Here is a 17,833-nt window from a genome sequence, read left to right as displayed (position 1 = left end):
GATTGCGTCGCACGCCTATGCCGCTAACGAGATATTGCAATTTGGCCGATTATCCTGCACCGAAGGAAGGCGACTGGATCGCGCGAGACTTCCGTTTCCACACCGGGGAGGTGATGCCGGAGGTGCGGCTACACTACCGAACCATCGGCGACCCGTCCGGCGAGCCGGTCCTGGTCCTGCACGGCACGACGGGCACAGGCGCCAGCATGCTGACGCCCGCGTTCGCGGGAGAGCTGTTCGGGCCCGGACAGCCGCTTGATGCCAACAATTATTTCATCGTCCTCCCGGACGGAATTGGAGCCGGCGGATCGTCCAGGCCGTCGGACGGGCTGCGCACGCGGTTCCCGGCTTACAACTACGACGACATGGTGCTCGCGCAGTACAGGCTCCTGACCGAGGGCCTGGGCATCAGGCACTTGCGCCTGCTGATCGGCAACTCGATGGGCGGCATGCACGCGTGGATCTGGGCGGTGCGATATCCGGACTTCATGGACGCGCTGGTGCCAATGGCGTCGCAACCGACCGAGATGTCGGGCCGCAACTGGATGCTGCGCCGCATGCTCACCGAGATGGTCCGCGACGACCCGGAGTACCTGGATGGCAATTACGCCAGCCCGCCCCGCTCCTTACGCATTGCCAGCGCGTTCTTCGCGCTGGCCACCAACGGCGGAACGCTGGCCTACCAGAAAGCAGCTCCGACAATGGAGTTGGCCGACAATTTCTTGGACACCCTGTTGGCCCAGCCTTTCACGTTGGATGCCAACGACTTCTTATATCAATGGGGTGCCTCGCGCGGCTATAACCCGGCACCCGGCCTGGAGCAGATCCGGGCTATGGTGCTCGCCATCAACGCGGCCGATGACGAACGCTATCCGCCCGAGACCGGTCTGATGGAGCACGCGATGCAGCATGTGCGCCACGGCCGGCTGCTTTTGATCCCTGCCAGCGAGGATACGTGCGGCCACGGTACCAACGGCCTGGCGCGTTTTTACAAAGCCGAGTTGCAGGAACTGCTGCAATCAGCCCCACGCCGCGCCTCCAGGTGATGCTGACCGGACAATACGGCGCCCCTTCGTCCGGCGCCTCGCTATTGAGCTGGACCTACACAACATGTCTTTCGAGCAACGACCATGTTCCGTTCGGCGATGGGCTGTTGCTGTCGCCGTGCGGCAGCGGGATGTGACGCATACGCTGCCCTCGCGTCCGCCTTGAGCGTCCGCCCGATGGTGTTGTCGCTGCGGTGCTCGTTTCTGCCGCTCGTGGATCAAGCGAACTGGCGCCAAGGCCCGTTGCGCCACAGAGGCGCAGCGGGACGAATGGAAGCGTCCCGCGAATGGATTTACGCCGGAGGGATTCCAGCATCTCGCGTTCAGGTTCATCGTTGGCCCGATAGCTCGGTATGAGCGCGGCGGGTGCAGTTGGATGCTGGATAAACGGCACGCAGGTGGAGGGTCCACGTTGAATGTCGGGGTTCATTTCATTGACCTGATCTCATCCCTCACAAACAGCCCCATCACCCACGTCTCGGCGCAGATGCGAACGTATCGACCTGATGTGACCGTCGAGGAGCAAGCCGTGTTCACGTGCCGAAACGCTGCGGGACAAATCGGCGTGGTTGAAACGGGTTACCTGTTTCCATCAACAGCGGAGGATCAGCGAGACTTCGCGTTTTCCATCTCGCATACCTCCTCCTACGTCCGGGGTTATGCCGACCAGCTTTACATCAAAGCGCGGGGCCAACAGCAAGGGCGCGCCACGAAGGTGGAGTACAACACGGACGAGTTTTATTCGGTGTTCTTAAAGCGCAGCTGGGCCGATCTGGCGAATGGTTGTCCTCCCGTTGCAGGGTTGCGGGAGGCCGAGCATGCGATCGCTGTCGTCGAGGCAGGATACCGCTCTGTAGCCAACGGCGGCGCACCAGAACCGGTCGACAATGCCTTCCAGGACCGTTGCCGCCTAACGGCTCTACCCGCCGCTACGCCTTGCGACGAGTTGTTGTGCGAGTCAAATTTCAACGCAGACCTTAACTCCGCCGCCAAGGGGCCGCTCTTCGCCGCTTGCGGAAGACCGCACCACGCGCGCCCGCCCTCGCCTCTCGACATTTGCCGATCCTGAACCTCTCGACGGATGCGATTGTTCTGGTTGGCAAGACGGTTGTTCACTTCGACGCGCCGGGGATGGTTGGCGGCCCATTGCCCCGCTTGCGCAGTCGATGCGATGGCGAGTGTCGCGGCCATTGCGACGACGACACTGCCAATCAAGGTTTTGCGGCGCGCGGCAATCGAAACTCGCGAAGCGATCGCTGCATTCGTCGTGGCGCGCGAAGTAGTATTCTCGCAATGCACGCGGTCGACCGATCATCTGACTTGAGGAGCCGGGCCAATGGAAAGCATCGACACACTCGTCGTGGCGGCATTCGCTTTTGTCGCCAGCCACTTTCTCCTGTCCCATCCGCTGCGGGCGGGTATGGTCCGGGCAATCGGCGAACGGGGTGCCATGGGCGTCTATTCGCTGATTGCGATACTGACGTTCGGCTGGATGGTCGTGGCTTACGACAGGACGCCCGTCTCCGCGCCGCTATGGCCGGCAGGCAACGCGCTGTGGGCAGTTGTGACCGTGCTCATGCTGATCGCATCGATCCTTCTGATGGGCTCCCTGATCCGCAACCCGGCGTTGCCCACCGGCGGCCGGCCCATCGCGTTTCCCGACGCGGCGCGCGGCGTGTACGCAGTGACCCGTCACCCGATGATGTGGTCGTTCGCGCTTTGGGGACTGTGCCATATCGCCGTGTTCCCGGTCACCCGGAACATCGTGCTTGCCGGGGCGATCATCATCCTCGCGCTGGTCGGTGCCGCGCTACAGGACCGCAAGAAACGGCGGCTGCAACCCGATCTGTGGCCCGCATGGGAATCGAAGACGAGCTATCTGCCGTTCGCGGCGATCGCCGCCGGCCGCGCGCGGCTGGGCGGGTTCGGCATGCACGCGCTGGTGGGCGGCGTCGTTTTCTGGCTCGTCGCGACGTGGGCTCATATCCCGCTCTCCGGTTGGCCGGCGGGCATCTGGCGCTGGCTCTAGCCGCACGGTTCCACGAGATTTGTTCTCGTGGCGCAAGACTCTTTGTCCACGGTGTGTGTTCGAATTCGCGGCGGATGCGCCTACAGTGCCCTCCATCGGGTCCATCGATTCGAACGGCCAGCAGGCCAGATCAATCACACTGTGAGACAAACCATGAGCACTTCCAAAGTCGTCATCGTCACCGGCGCATCGCAAGGCATCGGCGCTGAAACCGTCAAAGCCTTCCGCGCGCAGGGTCATCGCGTCGTCGCCACGGCTCGTTCCATCGCACCGGCCGTCGAGGCCGACTATGTCGCCGTGGCGGGCGACATCGGCGACGCCGCTACCGCCCGCCGCGTCGTCGACGCTGCCATCGAGCACTTCGGACGCGTCGATACGCTCGTCAACAACGCGGGCATCTTCATCGCGAAGCCGTTCACGCAGTACACCGCCGAAGACTACGCGGCGATCCTGAACGTCAACCTGAACGGCTTCTTTTACATTACCCAGTACGCGATCGACGCGATGCAGAAGCACGGCAGCGGTCACGTGGTCAGCATTACCACGACGCTCGCCGAAAAGGCGAACAGCAAGGTTCCGTCGGTGCTCGCGTCGTTGACGAAGGGCGGCCTGAATGCCGCGACGCGTTCGCTCGCCATCGAATATGCGCGCGCCGGTATCCGCGCCAACGCGGTGTCGCCCGGCATCATCAAGTCGCCGATGCATCCCGCCGAATCACACGCGACGCTCGCCGGGATGCATCCGGTCGGGCGCATGGGCGACATGAGCGACATCGTCAATGCGATCCTCTATCTCCACTCGGCACCGTTCGTGACCGGCGAGATCCTGCATGTGGACGGCGGCCAGAGCGCAGGCCAGTAAGTGGTCTGGCGTCACCCGCACTCGCCCGGCAAGCCGACCCACACCGCACCCATGACGCGATTCATCGTCAGTGCGGGTGTCCGCACATTGCGCGCATGATCTGATTCGCGCGCTCGACGCCCCTCTCAAGGAGCCCACCATGTCCGTCCAACAGAAACTCGCAGAACTCGGTCTCGAACTGCCCTCTCCTGCGCAACCGCTGGGCAGCTATACGGCTGTCAGCGAAGCCGGAAACCTGCTTTTCATCTCGGGACAGGTGCCGCTGTCCGACGGCAAAATGTTCTATTCGGGGCGTGTCGGCGAGAACCTGACGCTCGAAGAGGGCCGCAAGGCTGCCCAACTCGCCGCGCTCAACGTACTCGCGCAGATCTCGCATCATCTCGGCGGTTTCGAGCGCCTGCATCACATCGTTCGCGTCGAGGGGCACGTCAGTTCCGCCGATGGATTCTACGGGCAGCCCGCCGTGGTCGACGGCGCTTCGGATCTGTTCGCTGCCGTGCTCGGCGACAAAGCGGGACATGCGCGTTCAGCGTTCTCGCATAGCCAGGGTCCCGCCGACGCCGCTGTCGTGATCGTCGTCATCGCCGAAATCCTGCCCGCCTGATCGACGCGCGCCAGGCGTGACGCACGCCCTTCCCGCTTGGCGGCGCGGGCCTCGAAACGCCTCCAAACGTGCTTGCCGCCAGCCTCCCGCTGATCGCGAGACGGGATGAAAGGCCCGGTGATCATCTCCGCATAGCTTTGTCCCGGCCCGACCATGGGAAACACATCGGCGTTCTGGTCGATCATGACTTCGAGGAACGCCGGTCCGGCGAATTCAATGAACGCCCTGAGTTTCTGTTCCAGTTCAGCGAGCGATTCGTCGGCGCGGCGGTCGGTTACGACGAAGCGGCTTCGGATGGCGGCGGCAATCGCGCCGCGGCCCATGCCTGGCGTCAGCGATCCGCCCGCCGCGATCCGCGCGCGGGCGTCGTTGGAGTCACCACTCCTTGACGGCCACCTCGTAGTTGTCGTCGTAGAACGCGACGAGAAATTCCTCGGGCATCAGCCACGAGTCGACGCTCACGCTTTGCGTGCCAACGTCGACCGCGACTTTCGCGTCGGGATCGACCGACTTCATCGCATGCTCGAGCCTGGTAACATCATCTGCACGGATTTCAGTTTTCATCGAGAACTTCATGTTTCACCTCACCAGTCATCTACGTTCGAACCAGGCGGCGGCTCGCGATCAATCCGGGCTCGCCTGGACCTCGACCACCGTCCCACGAGGCGTGCCGATCCAGTGAATCGCGGCGGCGAGACTGCCGAGCGCGATACCGAACGCGACGATGCCCGTCCAGCCATAGCGTGTCATCAACCAGCCGCTGACCGTCGCGCCGACAGCACCGCCGAAAAAGGTGGCCGTCATATAAAGACTATTGATACGGCCCTGCGCTTTCGGATCGACCGCGAACGCGCGCGTCTGGTTCGATACGAGACCGGACTGCACGCCGATATCGAGCACGATCACGCCCACGATCAACAGCGTCAGCGAGCTCGCCGCGCCCGACAGCAGCAGATACGCGAGCGTGACGATGCCGATGCTAGCGCCGATCACCTTGCGGAACCCGACCCGATCGGTCGCATTGCCGCCCAGTGAAGCGGCGAACGCGCCGGCCGCGCCGATCACGCCGAAGCCGCCGGCCCATGCGCTGCCGAGATGCCACGGTCCGCTCGCGAGAAGCGCGGCGAGATTGACCCAGAACCCGTTGAAGCAGGCCCACAGCAGGGCCTGGATCAGCATCGATTCGCGGATCGGCCGATTGTCCCGCGCGAGCGGCCACAGCGAAGCGAGCAGGCGCCCATAGGAGAGATTCGTCGACGGCACGCCGCGCGGCAGCAGCGCCGCGGCCGCGATCCAGACCGGCACCATGAAGGCCGCTTCGGCGACGTACACCGCGCGCCATCCATACGCCGTACCGATCACGCCGGCGATGGTACGGCCGCTCAGGATGCCGACCATGATCCCGCTCACGACGGTGCCGACGTTGCGCCCGCGCTCGCTCGGCAACGACATCACGGCGGCGAACGGCACCAGCTGCTGCGGAACGCAGCTCACGATGCCGAGGCCGAACGACGCCGCGACGAGCGCCCAGATGCCGGGCGCGACGGCCCCCGCGACGCCGAACGCGCAGGCGAGCGCGATCTGGATCAGCACCAGCTTGCGGCGATCGAACCGGTCGCCGAGCGGCAGCAGCAACGCGAGCCCGCTCGAAAAACCGAGCAGTGCCGCGGCGGCGACGAGATCGACCGTCGTCACGTCGACGCGCAGACCCGCGGCGATCAGCGGAAGGATCGGCTGCGTGCAGTAAATGTTGGTGATCACCGCGCCGGCGATGATCGCCATCATGACGATCTTGCCGCGCGATGCGAATGCGGGCGTGGCGGCACTATCGGCTGAATGGGTTGAATCGCGCATGACAAGCTCCTTGTTGTTCGTTCGCTCCGGTATTCGCAGCGACATGCCGCGATCCGGTTCCAGTATTGAACGGCGGGCGGCACATTGCCCGTTATCCGCCGTAGGTCGACTCCCATCCCCCTCCCAGCGCTTTACAGAGCGTGATCAGATTGGTCGCGGCGGTGGCTTTGCTCTTCTGCAGATTGCTCTGCGCTTCGAGCAATTGCCGCTGCACGTTCAGCACGTCGAGATAGTCGAGCGCGCCCGCCTTGTAGCGTTCCCGCGCAACGGCCAGCGCGCGCTCGTTCATGCTGACGGCCGTGGCGAGCCGATCGCGGCGGCGTTGTTCGGCGTCGTAGGTGACGAGCGAATCGTCGACTTCCCGCCACGCGCGCAGCACCGTCTGCCGGTAGACGATGGCGGCTTCCTGTTGTTGTGCTTCACGCAGTTGCAGCGTGCCCTTCAGACGGCCTCCCTCGAATATCGGCAACGTAATCGAAGGCCCGACGACGAACTGCCCGGACGCCCAGCTGGCGAGATTCGACAGTTGAAGACTCTGAAACCCCGCGCTGCCGTTCAGCGTGATGCGTGGATAGAAATCGGCCTTCGCGACGCCGACGGTCGCGGTTGCCGCATGCAGGTCCGCCTCCGCCTTGCGGATATCGGGCCGGCGCTGCACGAGCTCGGACGGGAAGCCGATCGGCACCTGCGCGGGCAGCACCGGCACCTCGCGCGGTTCGGCAAGCGTCTGCCGCAGCGCACCGGGTTCCTGCCCGAGCAGCAGCCCGATCGCGTTGATCGTGGTCTCGCAGTGCGACTCCAGCGTCGGAATCAGGCTTTCGATGTTTTCCACCTGTGCGGCAGCGTTCGACACGTCGAGATCGGTCGTGACGCCTTCATGCGCGCGAACCCGCGTGAGCTTCAGCACATCGTTGGCGATGTCGAGGTTCTGTCTCGCGATCTGCAGCAGATCCTGCGTGTCGCGCAGTTCGATATAGTCGCGCGCCAGTTCCGCGCGCGCTCTCAACAGCACCGCGTTGCGGTCCTCGTATGAGGCCTGGGACAGCGCGCTCGCCGCTTCGACGCTGCGTCGCACGTGCCCCCACAGATCGATCTCCCACGACGCATCGAACCCGGCCTGATACAGGTTATAGGCGGGCGAGCCCGCCGAGCCGGGCAACGGAGCCACGCCCAGCGGCGCGCTGCCGGAAGCCGATTGCGGTTGGCTTTGCGTCGGCGTGACGCCGAGCAGCGACAGGATGCCGTTCTGGCTGCCGCGTTCGCGGTTGTACGAGGCGGCGCCGTCGAGCGTCGGGTATTCGGCGGCGCCGGCAACGCGCCGCTCGGCCCGGCTTTGCAGCAAACGCGCGGAGGCCGCGGCCACGTCGAGGTTGGCGTCGGCCAGCTGCTTTTCCAGCTGGTTCAGTACCGGATCGTTGAACAGCGTCCACCAATCCGGACCGAACTGGGATTCCACCGCCCGGCTCGGCGACTGCGCGGTTTGCGTACGCTCGAAGACCTGCGGCGTGGCCGTCTGTGGACGTTCGAAATTCGGACCCACCGTGCATGCCGTCAGCGCGACACAGGTCAGAAGCGCCGCGACGATCGCGCGCGCAGAGTAGTTGCTCGTGTTCATTCTCTTTGCGCTCCCTCGGCCGTCGCTTCGCCGCTGTGGCCCACCACGACGTCCGCTTCGACCGAGAGCCCCACGCTCAATGCCGCTGCACTCGCCTGGCCGCGATCGATCGTGATCTTGACGGGCACCCGCTGCACGACCTTCGTGAAGTTGCCGGTGGCGTTGTCGGGCGCGATCGGCGCAAAGCTCACGCCGGTCGCCGGCGCGAGGCTATCGACACGGCCGCGGATCACGATGCCGGGCAGGCTATCCACCGTCACGCGTACGCCTTCGCCCGGTCGCATATTGGTGATCTGGCTCTCCTGGAAGTTGGCGACCACGTACGCGTCCGACAGCGGCACGATCGCCAGGACTGGCGCGCCGGGCGTCACGAATGCGCCGACCCGCGCCGAACGGCGGCCGACCTTGCCGTCGACGGGTGCGCGGATCTCCGTGTACGACAGGTTGAGCTTCGCCTGCTCGAGCGCCGCCTCGGCGTGTTCCAGCGCGCCCGCGGCCTTGTCGCGCTGCGTGCGCAGCACGTCCAGATTCTGCTCGGTGGCCAGCAACGCCGCCTGGTCGTGCGACTGCTGCGCAAGCTGCTGCGCGAGCGTGCTCGAAGCGCGTTGTTGTTCCTGCGCCGTCCCCGCGCCGGCGTCGGACAGGTTCTGGTAGCGCGACGCGTTGGCCCGCGCAAAACCGATCGATGCGTCGTCGGCGCGCAGCGTCGCGCGCGCCTGCTCCACCAGCGACGGCTGACGCGCAATTTCCGCATCGAAGTTCGCCACCGATGCCTTCGCCGCGACCACTTCCGCCTCGGCGCTCATCAACGCCGCGCGAAAGTCGCGGTCATCGATGCGCACGAGCAGTTGGCCCGCTTTCACGTCCTCATTGTCATTGACCAGTACGTCCGTGATCTGACCCGGGATGCGCGGCGCGACGAGCGTGAAGTCCGCGGTGACGTAGGCGTCGTTGGTGGACTCGGTATTCGGGCTCGCGAGCAGCCTCGTGCCGCCCCATGCAGCGAGGCCGACGACGCCGATGACCGCGGCAGCACGAAAGATCTTCAATGGGGATGGCATAGTCGATGACATCGGAATCGTTCCTCAATGCGAAGCAGGCGGCGTCGTGCTCCACGGCGGATAGATGCGCACCGGCAGCACTGGAACCAGCAGAAGAAGCGCAACGGCGACACACGCCATCACGCGGTACAGATCGGCGGAAGTCAGAACGACCGCCTGTTCGTGGATCCGGTGCGCGAGCTGACCCAGACCGTAGTTCGCGTCGACGCCCTGATTCGCTATCAGTGGGCGGTTGCCCAGCTGGTCGACCAGCATGCTCGAATGGAAATGCTCGCGCGCCGTCCCCACACCTTCGATGAGCCCGCTTGCCACCGCCGCGGAAAACGTCTTCAGGGAATTGAACATCGCCGAAGCAAACGGACCCTCGGTGGGCGGCAGCCCCGTCGTCACGCCCATCAGGATCGACATGATCACCATCGGCTGCGCGACGATCTGCAACGATTGCAGCAGGTAGAAATTGTCGCGAATCCACTCGGTCGTGATGAAGCTTCCCATCGCGCAGGTCACGAACATCAGCGCGAGACCCGTGGCGATTACCCAGCGGTGATCGGCGCGGCGCGTGTTCAGCAAAGCGGCCGTCAGCGGCAGCGTGATCAACAGCGGCACGGCCAGAAACAACGACAGCGGCGCGGTCTGCAGCGGGCGGTACGTATGGACTATCGCGAGATACTGGGCCGGTATTGCCGCCATGCCCACCAGCAGGATCACGGTGCCGAGCAAGGTCGATAGTCCATGCGTGAAATTCCTGCGCGCAAGCAGTTGAAGCTTGAAAAACGGCACCGGCTGACACCATTCGTTGACGAGAAATGCAACGAGCAGCGGCACCCCCGCGCCGAACATCACGCAAATGAACCCCGAATCGAACCAGTCGAGACGATCGCCCTGCAAAAGACCGGTCACCAGCATCGCGACGGCGGGAAATCCGGTCACGAAGCCGATCCAGTCGAACGAGCGAAACCGCTCGAGCTTCATCGGGTCCGCGGGAAGCCCCCGCTGAATCGCGATGCAGCACAGCACGCCGAGCGGAACGATCTGCCAGAACGCCATGCGCCAGCTGACGAACTCCGTCCACACCGCGGCGAGCGGCGTGCCCAGGGCCGGCCCGAAGGTCGCTGTCAGCGCATAGCCGGCGAGGCCATACAGCTTGAGATTGGGCGGCAGATAGCGCAGCGCCACGATGATCAGCATCGGCGGAAGACATCCGCCCGCGATTCCCTGAAGAATGCGCAGCACGTAAAGCGTCGGCAGATTGGGAGCGAACGGGCACAGCAAGCCGAAGAACATCGTCGCGAGTACGGCGCCGATCGTGAACCGCTTCAGCGTGAACGTGATGCCGAACCACGGCGCAAACACCATCGTCGCGACGTTCGCTGCTTCGAACAGCGAAGTGAGCCAGGTGCCGTCGTCATGTCCGATCAGGAACGCGCCCTGGATATCGGCCAGCGCGGCCGCGGTGACCTGCTCGTTCAGGATCGCCAGCAACGACGCGAACAGCATGCCGACGAGCCCGAGCGCAATACGCCTGGTAAAGGCCAACTGCGCAGGAGCCGTCCGGGGCGGCGCCGCTACCACGCGTACAGGACCGCTCTCCAGCGATCGCGGGAGACTCGGCGCTTCCGTTTCAGTCGTCATAGGTTTCAACCCGCTCTGGTTTAGTTAGCTGTACTGCCCGACGCGGACAGTCAGCTGTCGGCTCACCGCTCTTCGTTGCTGTTCACCGATTGCTTAATTGTCAGAGATCGGGCCGATTTCTTAAAGCTTCGGCGAGGCGGGTTTTGGGCCATCCAGTACGGAAAATTGGCCAGGCCGTGCTGTGTCGACCGGCTGTGCGCCGCTCGCGCGGCATGGGCGGAAAAGCGTGCGTCGTGACGAACCATGGTGGTTCGTCACGGGCCATGCGATTCAGGCGCTGGTTTGAGTCAAGCGGAACGCTGATGCGCGACCAGCCGTTACAGGCTGCGTGGAACCGACCCGCATGGGCTCGGGCAAAAGCGTGAGACGCGGCTTAGCGCGCCGCAAAAGGCAGCAACGCCCGCCTATGGCGGCAATTGCCGTCTAGTCGGGAAGCGCCAGTTTCGCAGCCAACCGGAGCTCACGGTAGGCGCTCACGAGTGCATCGAGGCTGAACGATCGGTTCAGTCCGCTTGGGTTTGGCAGGACCCATGCGCGCGCACCGGCGAAATCACGGGCTTGCAAGCCCCATTCGATATCACGCTGGCCGGACATTTCGGCGAGCGCCACCTTGCCAAGAAACGCGATGAAGCGCGGCGCGTAGTGTCGAATCTTCAGTTCGAACTGCGCCGCGGCGGCTTGAATCTCCGCCTTCGACAGTTGGTCCGCACGAGCCGTGGGACGTAAGACCGCCGTGGTAAGACCGTATCCACGATTCAACAGTTGCCGGTCGTTCTCGGGGCGAAACTCCTCGTCCGTGAAACCGGCGAGATGGAGAACTCTCCAGAACCGGTTGCCCCTGCCTTCAAAGTGGTGCCCTGTCGACGCCGCGCGTAATCCCGGGTTGATGCCGCAGAAGAGGATCGACAAGCCGGACTGAATGATGTCGGGAAGCAATTGCGCCGAATCGTCGTTGGTCAACGACGACACGTCCGCCAGCGCCGCGGTGGGCTCACTGTTGTGCACTCGCCTCCCCTCTGAATCGCATCCGATATTGCTTCGGCGTGACGTTGAGCCGCCGCGAGAATGTCGTGCGCATATGCGTGGCGTTGTGAAAGCCGCATTTGAACGCGACCGTCTTCAGCGGAGCATCGGTATCCTCGAGCAGTTTTCTCGCCGTATCGACGCGCACCTGCTCGACGAATACCGAGGGCGTCACCTTCGCGTGCTTCGCGAATACCCGCGACAATGTACGGCGGCTCACCGAGGCCGCGCTCGCGAGCTCCTCGATCGACAGCGTCCCGGTAATATGCTCGCTCACATATCGATAGACCTTGTGGAGGATCGGATCTTCGTCCTTGCCCGCGCCGATATAGGGGCTGTACTGCGACTGACCGCCTTCGCGCTGGATATACACGACCAGACGCTTCGCGACCCGCACCGCGAGCTCGTGCCCCCAGTCCTCGGCGACGAGCGCCAGACACAGATCGATGCCCGCGGTCACGCCGGCTGAAGTGAAAAGCCGACCGTCGCGAACGAAGATCCTGTCCGGCCGCACGTTGGCTTGCGGAAATTCATTGGACAGCCGATTCGCGTCCGACCAGTGCGTCGTGACTTCCTTGCCATCGAGCAGCCCCGCATGCGCGAGCACGAATGCACCATTGCATACGGAGCCGAAGCGGCTCGCGCTGCGCGCCTGATTCTGCAACCAGGTCAGGAATTCATTCGAAGGCTGCGCATCGGGCAACTGAGGTCCGCCCGCGACCAGCAGCAGGTCCCATTGAATGTCACGGTCGGCATAGCCAAACGAAACCGCCAGTTGCATGCCATTCGAGCAGGTCACGGTGCCCGCTTCGCGTCCGACCAGCGAGACCTCGTAGCGCTGATGCTCGGGAAGAAACGTGTTCGCCTCGGCGAACACATCGAGTGGGCCTGCTACATCCAGCGCCTGCACACCATCGAATACAACAATGGCGACTTTCATGCCGTGACCTTCATGGTGGAAACTATGTTTGCGATGCCGTGGCGCAGCTTACCGCATCATCGGCCGCTGATGCCGTCAGCGCCCGGAAAAACTATTGTGTCTGGGCGTAACAAATCTCTCGCCGCAACGATGCCCGACACGAGGTAAGCCAGCACTGCGCGCGTGGCCCAAAACTTCGACTAGTTGGCAGACGAACGCACCATCCGCGCATTTCCGCCACAGCATCGATTAACTAGACTGTCTACACGACTGCGACTGGGGATATCACCCGGGCGTGCCGGGAGGTCTCCCGCCAAGGACGGCGCTTGTGACGCGCGTCGATGCCTGGCTGTTCGGTGGGTGGCTACAAGCAACGATAGTCGTCACTCCATATGTTGCGGCCGGCTCACGGCCGCACAGCGAGCAAGGGCAGATTCATCATGTTGAAGGAACGTCAGAGCTCTTTCCTGTTCGGGGGCAACGCCCCCTACGTCGAAGAGCAATATGAACTTTACCTGGCTGACCCGAATGCGGTCACAGCCGAGTGGCGGACGTGGTTCGACGCGTTGCGCGACACCCCCGCCATCGATGGCAGCGATCGTGACGACCAGCCGCACGCACCGGTGATCTCCAGCTTCGTCGAGCTGGCTAAACGAACGCTGCGTGCCGTCGTCGCGGCCAGCAACGAAGCCGGTAGCGAGCCCGATAAGCAGGCCAATAAGCAACCCAATAAGCAGGCCAACAAGGAGGCCGCCGACGCGCTGGGCCTCGCGAGAAAGCAGGTGGCGGTGCAAACGCTGATTGCCGCGTTCCGGATGATCGGCACGCGCGTGGCCGATCTCGACCCGCTGGCGTGGACGCCGCCACGCTCCTACGCCGAATTGACGCCGGCCTACTACGGCCTGACGGCCGCCGACATGTCGACCACGTTCAGCACCGCCGACACGTTTCTCTTCGAGGACGACGCGACGCTGAAGGATATCGTTGCCGCGCTCGAGCAAACGTACACCGGCACACTCGGCGCCGAGTTCATGCACCTCGCCGACGCGCAGCAGCGGCGCTGGTGGCAGCTACGGCTCGAATCCTCGCGCGCCACGCCGTCGCTGCAGGCCGCTGAGAAACTGCGGCTGCTGGAGCGTTTGAGCGCAGCCGAAGGGCTCGAAAAACACCTGCACGCGCGCTATGTCGGACAAACGCGCTTCTCGCTCGAAGGCGGCGAGTCGTTGATCGTGCTGCTCGACGAACTGGTCCGGTATGGCGCGTCGAAGAAGCTGCGCGCGCTCGTGATGGGCATGGCGCACCGCGGGCGCCTGAATGTGCTCGTGAATGTCGTCGGCAAGCCGCTGCGCGCGCTGTTCGACGAATTCGACGGCAAGGACGCCGAAAAACTGACGGCCGGCGATGTCAAGTATCACAAGGGCTTTGCCAGTTCGGTCGAGACCGACGCCGGACCGGTCGAGGTGACGCTCGCGTTCAACCCGTCGCATCTGGAAGTCGTCAACCCGGTCGTGCAAGGCATGGCGCGCGCGAAGGCGGATCTCGCCGGCAGCGCCGACGGCGACGACGTGCTGCCGGTCGAAATCCACGGCGACGCGGCGATGAGTGGACAGGGCGTGGTCATGGAAACGCTGAGCCTTTCCTACACGCGCGGACACGGCACGGGCGGCACCGTCCACGTCGTCGTCAACAACCAGATCGGTTTTACGACTTCCGATCCGCGCGACACGCGTTCGTCGTTCTATACGACGGACGTCGCGAAGATGATCGAGGCGCCGATCCTGCACGTCAATGGCGACGACCCTGAAGCGGTCGCGATGGCGGCGCGGCTCGCCCTCGACTATCGCAGCAAGTTCAAGCGCAGCGTCGTCATCGACCTCGTCTGCTTTCGCAGGTACGGGCATCAGGAACAGGACACGCCCGGCATCACACAACCGCTGATGTATCGCTCGATCGCGGGTCATCCGGGCGTGAGGACACGCTACGCGAACCGGCTGATCCAGCAAGGCGTGCTGAAGGCCGACGAGGCGCAACGCTACGTCAGCGCGCGTCGCGAACTTCTCGAGCGCGCGCACGAGACCGTGGGTTCCTATGCTTCGCCGCTACACGAGGAAGCCGGCGAGCGCTCGCGCTCAGCCGCGCAAACCGGCCCGGCCCGCCACCTCGCCCCGTCGGCCGACGATCTGCGCGGCCTCGCGCAGCGGATCTCGACCGTCCGCGCGGACCTGACGCTGCATGCGCTCGTCAGGAAGATGATGAACGGGCGTCAGGAGATGGCATCCGGAAAACGCCTGCTCGACTGGGGCATGGGCGAACATCTGGCATTCGCATCGTTACTCGCGGCCGGGGTCGGTATCCGACTGAGCGGGCAGGACAGCGCACGCGGGACGTTCAATCACCGGCACGCAGTTCTGCACGATCAGACACGGATAAATCGTCCCGATGGGGTCTATGTTCCACTCGATCATATCGGCGCAACCCAAGGCCGGTTCACCGTGACGAACTCGATTCTCTCCGAGGCCGCCGTGCTGGCATTCGAGTATGGCTATTCGACGGTGAATCGCAATGCGCTGGTGATCTGGGAAGCGCAATTCGGTGATTTCGCCAATGGCGCGCAGGTCGTGATCGACCAGTTCATCGCGGCGGGCGCGGCCAAGTGGGGACAACACAGCGGCCTGACGCTATTCCTGCCTCACGGGCAGGAAGGCCAGGGCCCCGAGCACGCGTCGGCGAGGCTCGAGCGCTACCTGCAATTGAGTGCGCAAAACAATATGCGGGTTGCGGAACCGACCACGCCCGCGCAACTGTTCCATTTGCTGCTGATGCAGGCCCGCGCCTTCGAACGGCGCCCGCTCGTCGTGATGACGCCCAAGTCGCTGCTGCGCCACCCGGAGGCGACCAGCACGTTCGACGAGTTGAGTCACGGCGAATTCCGCGAGGTTCTGCCGGACACCCAGATCGACGCGTCGCGCGCGACTGATGTGGAGCGTGTGATCGTGACGAGCGGCAAGGTCTACTTCGAATTGCTCGCGCATCGCCGCAGCGCCGGTATGACCGACACCCCGATCATCCGCGTCGAGCAGCTCTATCCGTTTCCGGCGCAACAACTGGCCGCCGAGCTCGCTATCCGAACCTGAAGAGCGTGGTCTGGTGCCAGGAGCAAGCGCGCAATCAGGGCGCATGGAGTTTCGTCGAGCCGCTGCTACGCGAGATTCTGCCTGCCGGCACGACGCTGCTGTACGCGGGACCTGATGCTTGCGCATCGACCGCGCCGGGATCGCATGCGGCGCATGTGGCGACACAATCCGCGCTCGTGTCGCGAGCGTTCACCGGCTGAGTGCGCATGCGTGTCGCGATGATGCTCTATGCGGGATTTCAGCTGCTCGAGGTCAGTGGTCCGATGGATGTGTTTCATCAGGCCAACCGCCTGTATGGCGGCGTCCTCTATGAGGCGCATCTGATCGGGCCGTCGCCGGGGCCGGTGTTTTCGTCGAACGGGACGGCCGTGGGTACGACCGAGTGCCTGTTCGATACGCGCCCGCCCTTCGATATTGTCGTGGTGCCTGGCTCCCCGGTGGTCGGTTCTGCCCGTGAGCATCGCAAACTCGTGGACTGGTTGAGCGATGCGGGACCAAGGACCCACAGGCTCGCCTGCATTTCGAACGGCGCGTTTCTGCTTGCAAGAGCCGGTCTCGCCGATCGCCGCTGGCTGACCACGCATTGGCGCGACGCTGACCGCCTCGCGGCCGAATATCCGCTGGTCCATGTGATGTCGAATCCTGGCTGCCTGAAGGATGGCAACCTGTACTCGTCGGGCGGCGCGAGTGCGGGCATCCATCTCGCCCTGTCGCTGGTGCGGGAAGACCTCGGCGAACATGCCGCGGGAACGATCGCCACGGCGTTGCTGACGCCGCCGGCACGAAGCGCCGGGCACACACGGAGTAATTGATGATCGACACAAACCTGATTCACAAGGCTCTCGCGAATCCGCTGCGGCGCGACATCCTCGCGTGGTTGAGAGCCCCCGCCGAGACCTTTCCGAACGGCTATCTCAACCATGGCCGCGGCGTACCCGTGCACGTCATCCAGGCGCGCAGCGGTCTGGCCCAGTCGACGGTATCAATGCATATCGCCGTGCTCGTCGAAGCGGGACTTCTGGTTCCGAAGCGAGTCGGCCAATGGATTTTCCTGTCGCGCAATGAAGAAGCGATACGGACATTTACGGAACAGGTTCGCGTGCATTTGTAATGGACAAGCTCAACATGATGCGGATATTCGTCCGCATCACCGAAGAAGGAAGCTTCACGGCAGCGGCCTCGCGCCTGAACATTCCGACAGCCAACGCGTCGCGGGCGGTCGCGCAACTCGAGACGCATTTGCGCACACGTCTGCTGCACCGAAGTACCCGGCGCCTCGCGCTGACCGAGGCGGCCGAGCGATATCTGGACCGCTGCCAACAGATACTCACCTCTGTCGACGAGGCCGAAGCCGAGGCAGCCAATGCGCAAGTCAGACCCTCGGGGCGGCTGCGCGTGCATGCGTCGCCAGGCTTTGGCACGACCTATCTGGTGCCGGCAGCGGTCCGGTATCAGGAGCGCTATCCTGCCGTGTCGGTCGAGCTGACGTTATCGTCAGGCACGCCGGATCTTCTCGACGATGGCTACGACCTGATGCTTCGATTGAGTGCGACGCAGCTGCCCGACTCGGGGCTCGTTTCGCATCGGCTCGGAGAGGTCCACAGCGTGCTCTGTGCAGCGCCCGCTTATCTGCACGCGCGCGGTACGCCGCACACGGTACAGGACATTCGGGGTCACACTTGCCTACAGCTCGTTATGTCGATTTTCCCGCGCGATCGCTGGCATCTGGACGGACCCAACGGCCGTGAAACGGTCGAGCTTCCGAAGGCGGCGGTCGAAATCAACCTTCCTGACGCGCTCGGTGTCGCGCTGCGCGAAGGGGTGGGTATCGGAGCGCTGCCGATGTCGAGGGCGCTGCCCTTGCTCGACAGCGGCGCACTGGTGCGCGTGCTGCCGCAGTATCGGCTGCAGAAACTGAAGGCCTTCACGGTCCATGCGTCGCGCCAGTATCTGGACGCCAAAATCAGGACTTTCGTGGATTTCCTGCGCGAGGCCGTACCGACGGCATTGGCCGAGGACGAGGCGGCGCTCGGCCGTTGAGCCCCGCCTCGGTGA

The 17,833-nt window shown here is 64.1% G+C and carries 15 protein-coding genes and 2 pseudogenes; 9 read left to right on the top strand and 8 right to left on the bottom strand.

The window, feature by feature from the left end; all coding sequences use genetic code 11:
- Nucleotides 1-17 precede the first annotated feature (17 nt).
- From F6X37_RS22550 to F6X37_RS22530, 5 genes are all read left to right on the top strand, one after another.
- Nucleotides 18-1,046, top strand: a complete 1,029-nt coding sequence (locus F6X37_RS22550; RefSeq protein ID WP_187612811.1) for an alpha/beta fold hydrolase — start codon at nucleotides 18-20, stop codon at nucleotides 1,044-1,046.
- A gap of 376 nt (nucleotides 1,047-1,422) precedes the next feature.
- Nucleotides 1,423-2,115, top strand: coding sequence for a Gfo/Idh/MocA family oxidoreductase (locus F6X37_RS22545; RefSeq protein ID WP_222944909.1), 693 nt, complete (start codon nucleotides 1,423-1,425; stop codon nucleotides 2,113-2,115).
- A 267-nt stretch (nucleotides 2,116-2,382) separates the two neighbouring features.
- Nucleotides 2,383-3,075 carry an NnrU family protein gene (locus F6X37_RS22540; protein WP_187612809.1) on the top strand — a complete coding sequence of 231 codons (693 nt, stop codon included), beginning with the start codon at nucleotides 2,383-2,385 and terminating at the stop codon, nucleotides 3,073-3,075.
- Between the two features lie 153 nt (nucleotides 3,076-3,228).
- Entirely contained in the window at nucleotides 3,229-3,936 is a 708-nt protein-coding gene (locus F6X37_RS22535; protein ID WP_187612808.1) for an SDR family NAD(P)-dependent oxidoreductase, read from the top strand.
- A 139-nt stretch (nucleotides 3,937-4,075) separates the two neighbouring features.
- Entirely contained in the window at nucleotides 4,076-4,540 is a 465-nt protein-coding gene (locus F6X37_RS22530) for a RidA family protein (RefSeq protein WP_187612807.1), read from the top strand.
- A gap of 68 nt (nucleotides 4,541-4,608) precedes the next feature.
- Here F6X37_RS22530 and F6X37_RS38005 read toward each other — a convergent pair.
- The 8 genes and pseudogenes from F6X37_RS38005 to F6X37_RS22490 form a co-directional block, all read right to left on the bottom strand.
- Nucleotides 4,609-4,794 (bottom strand): annotated as a pseudogene (locus F6X37_RS38005) (acetolactate synthase, large subunit, biosynthetic type); the annotation flags it as partial.
- 121 nt (nucleotides 4,795-4,915) lie between these two features.
- Nucleotides 4,916-5,116 (bottom strand): copper chaperone, encoded by a 201-nt coding sequence (locus F6X37_RS22520; protein ID WP_184067569.1) that lies wholly within the window; start codon nucleotides 5,114-5,116, stop codon nucleotides 4,916-4,918.
- A gap of 48 nt (nucleotides 5,117-5,164) precedes the next feature.
- Complete coding sequence (locus F6X37_RS22515; RefSeq protein WP_187612805.1) at nucleotides 5,165-6,394, bottom strand: MFS transporter; 1,230 nt, start codon at nucleotides 6,392-6,394, stop codon at nucleotides 5,165-5,167.
- Nucleotides 6,395-6,485: 91 nt separating this feature from the next.
- Complete coding sequence (locus tag F6X37_RS22510) at nucleotides 6,486-8,009, bottom strand: efflux transporter outer membrane subunit (RefSeq protein ID WP_187612804.1); 1,524 nt, start codon at nucleotides 8,007-8,009, stop codon at nucleotides 6,486-6,488.
- Nucleotides 8,006-9,082 (bottom strand): HlyD family secretion protein, encoded by a 1,077-nt coding sequence (locus tag F6X37_RS22505; RefSeq protein WP_187612803.1) that lies wholly within the window; start codon nucleotides 9,080-9,082, stop codon nucleotides 8,006-8,008. The genes F6X37_RS22510 and F6X37_RS22505 overlap by 4 nt, the downstream gene beginning before the upstream one ends.
- Before the next feature lie 12 nt (nucleotides 9,083-9,094).
- On the bottom strand, nucleotides 9,095-10,567 hold the full coding sequence (locus tag F6X37_RS22500; protein ID WP_262419989.1) for an MFS transporter: 1,473 nt from the start codon (nucleotides 10,565-10,567) through the stop codon (nucleotides 9,095-9,097).
- Nucleotides 10,568-11,125: 558 nt separating this feature from the next.
- Nucleotides 11,126-11,662, bottom strand: a complete 537-nt coding sequence (gene mug / locus F6X37_RS22495) for a G/U mismatch-specific DNA glycosylase (RefSeq protein ID WP_222944908.1) — start codon at nucleotides 11,660-11,662, stop codon at nucleotides 11,126-11,128.
- A gap of 31 nt (nucleotides 11,663-11,693) precedes the next feature.
- Nucleotides 11,694-12,665: a GlxA family transcriptional regulator gene (locus F6X37_RS22490; protein WP_187612800.1), complete on the bottom strand. Its 972-nt coding sequence runs from the start codon at nucleotides 12,663-12,665 to the stop codon at nucleotides 11,694-11,696.
- 419 nt (nucleotides 12,666-13,084) lie between these two features.
- Here F6X37_RS22490 and F6X37_RS22485 point away from each other — a divergent pair.
- From F6X37_RS22485 to F6X37_RS22470, 4 genes and pseudogenes are all read left to right on the top strand, one after another.
- Nucleotides 13,085-15,978 (top strand): annotated as a pseudogene (locus F6X37_RS22485) (2-oxoglutarate dehydrogenase E1 component).
- 6 nt (nucleotides 15,979-15,984) lie between these two features.
- Nucleotides 15,985-16,590, top strand: coding sequence for a GlxA family transcriptional regulator (locus tag F6X37_RS22480; protein WP_184067593.1), 606 nt, complete (start codon nucleotides 15,985-15,987; stop codon nucleotides 16,588-16,590).
- Nucleotides 16,590-16,889: an ArsR/SmtB family transcription factor gene (locus F6X37_RS22475; protein ID WP_184067597.1), complete on the top strand. Its 300-nt coding sequence runs from the start codon at nucleotides 16,590-16,592 to the stop codon at nucleotides 16,887-16,889. The genes F6X37_RS22480 and F6X37_RS22475 overlap by 1 nt, the downstream gene beginning before the upstream one ends.
- Complete coding sequence (locus F6X37_RS22470) at nucleotides 16,889-17,818, top strand: LysR family transcriptional regulator (RefSeq protein ID WP_187612799.1); 930 nt, start codon at nucleotides 16,889-16,891, stop codon at nucleotides 17,816-17,818. The genes F6X37_RS22475 and F6X37_RS22470 overlap by 1 nt, the downstream gene beginning before the upstream one ends.
- Nucleotides 17,819-17,833: the final 15 nt, after the last annotated feature.

Origin of the sequence: Paraburkholderia sp. 31.1 (assembly GCF_014397645.1) — a bacterium.
GTDB lineage: Bacteria > Pseudomonadota > Gammaproteobacteria > Burkholderiales > Burkholderiaceae > Paraburkholderia > Paraburkholderia tuberum.
This window is presented reverse-complemented; position numbering and strand designations above follow the sequence as displayed.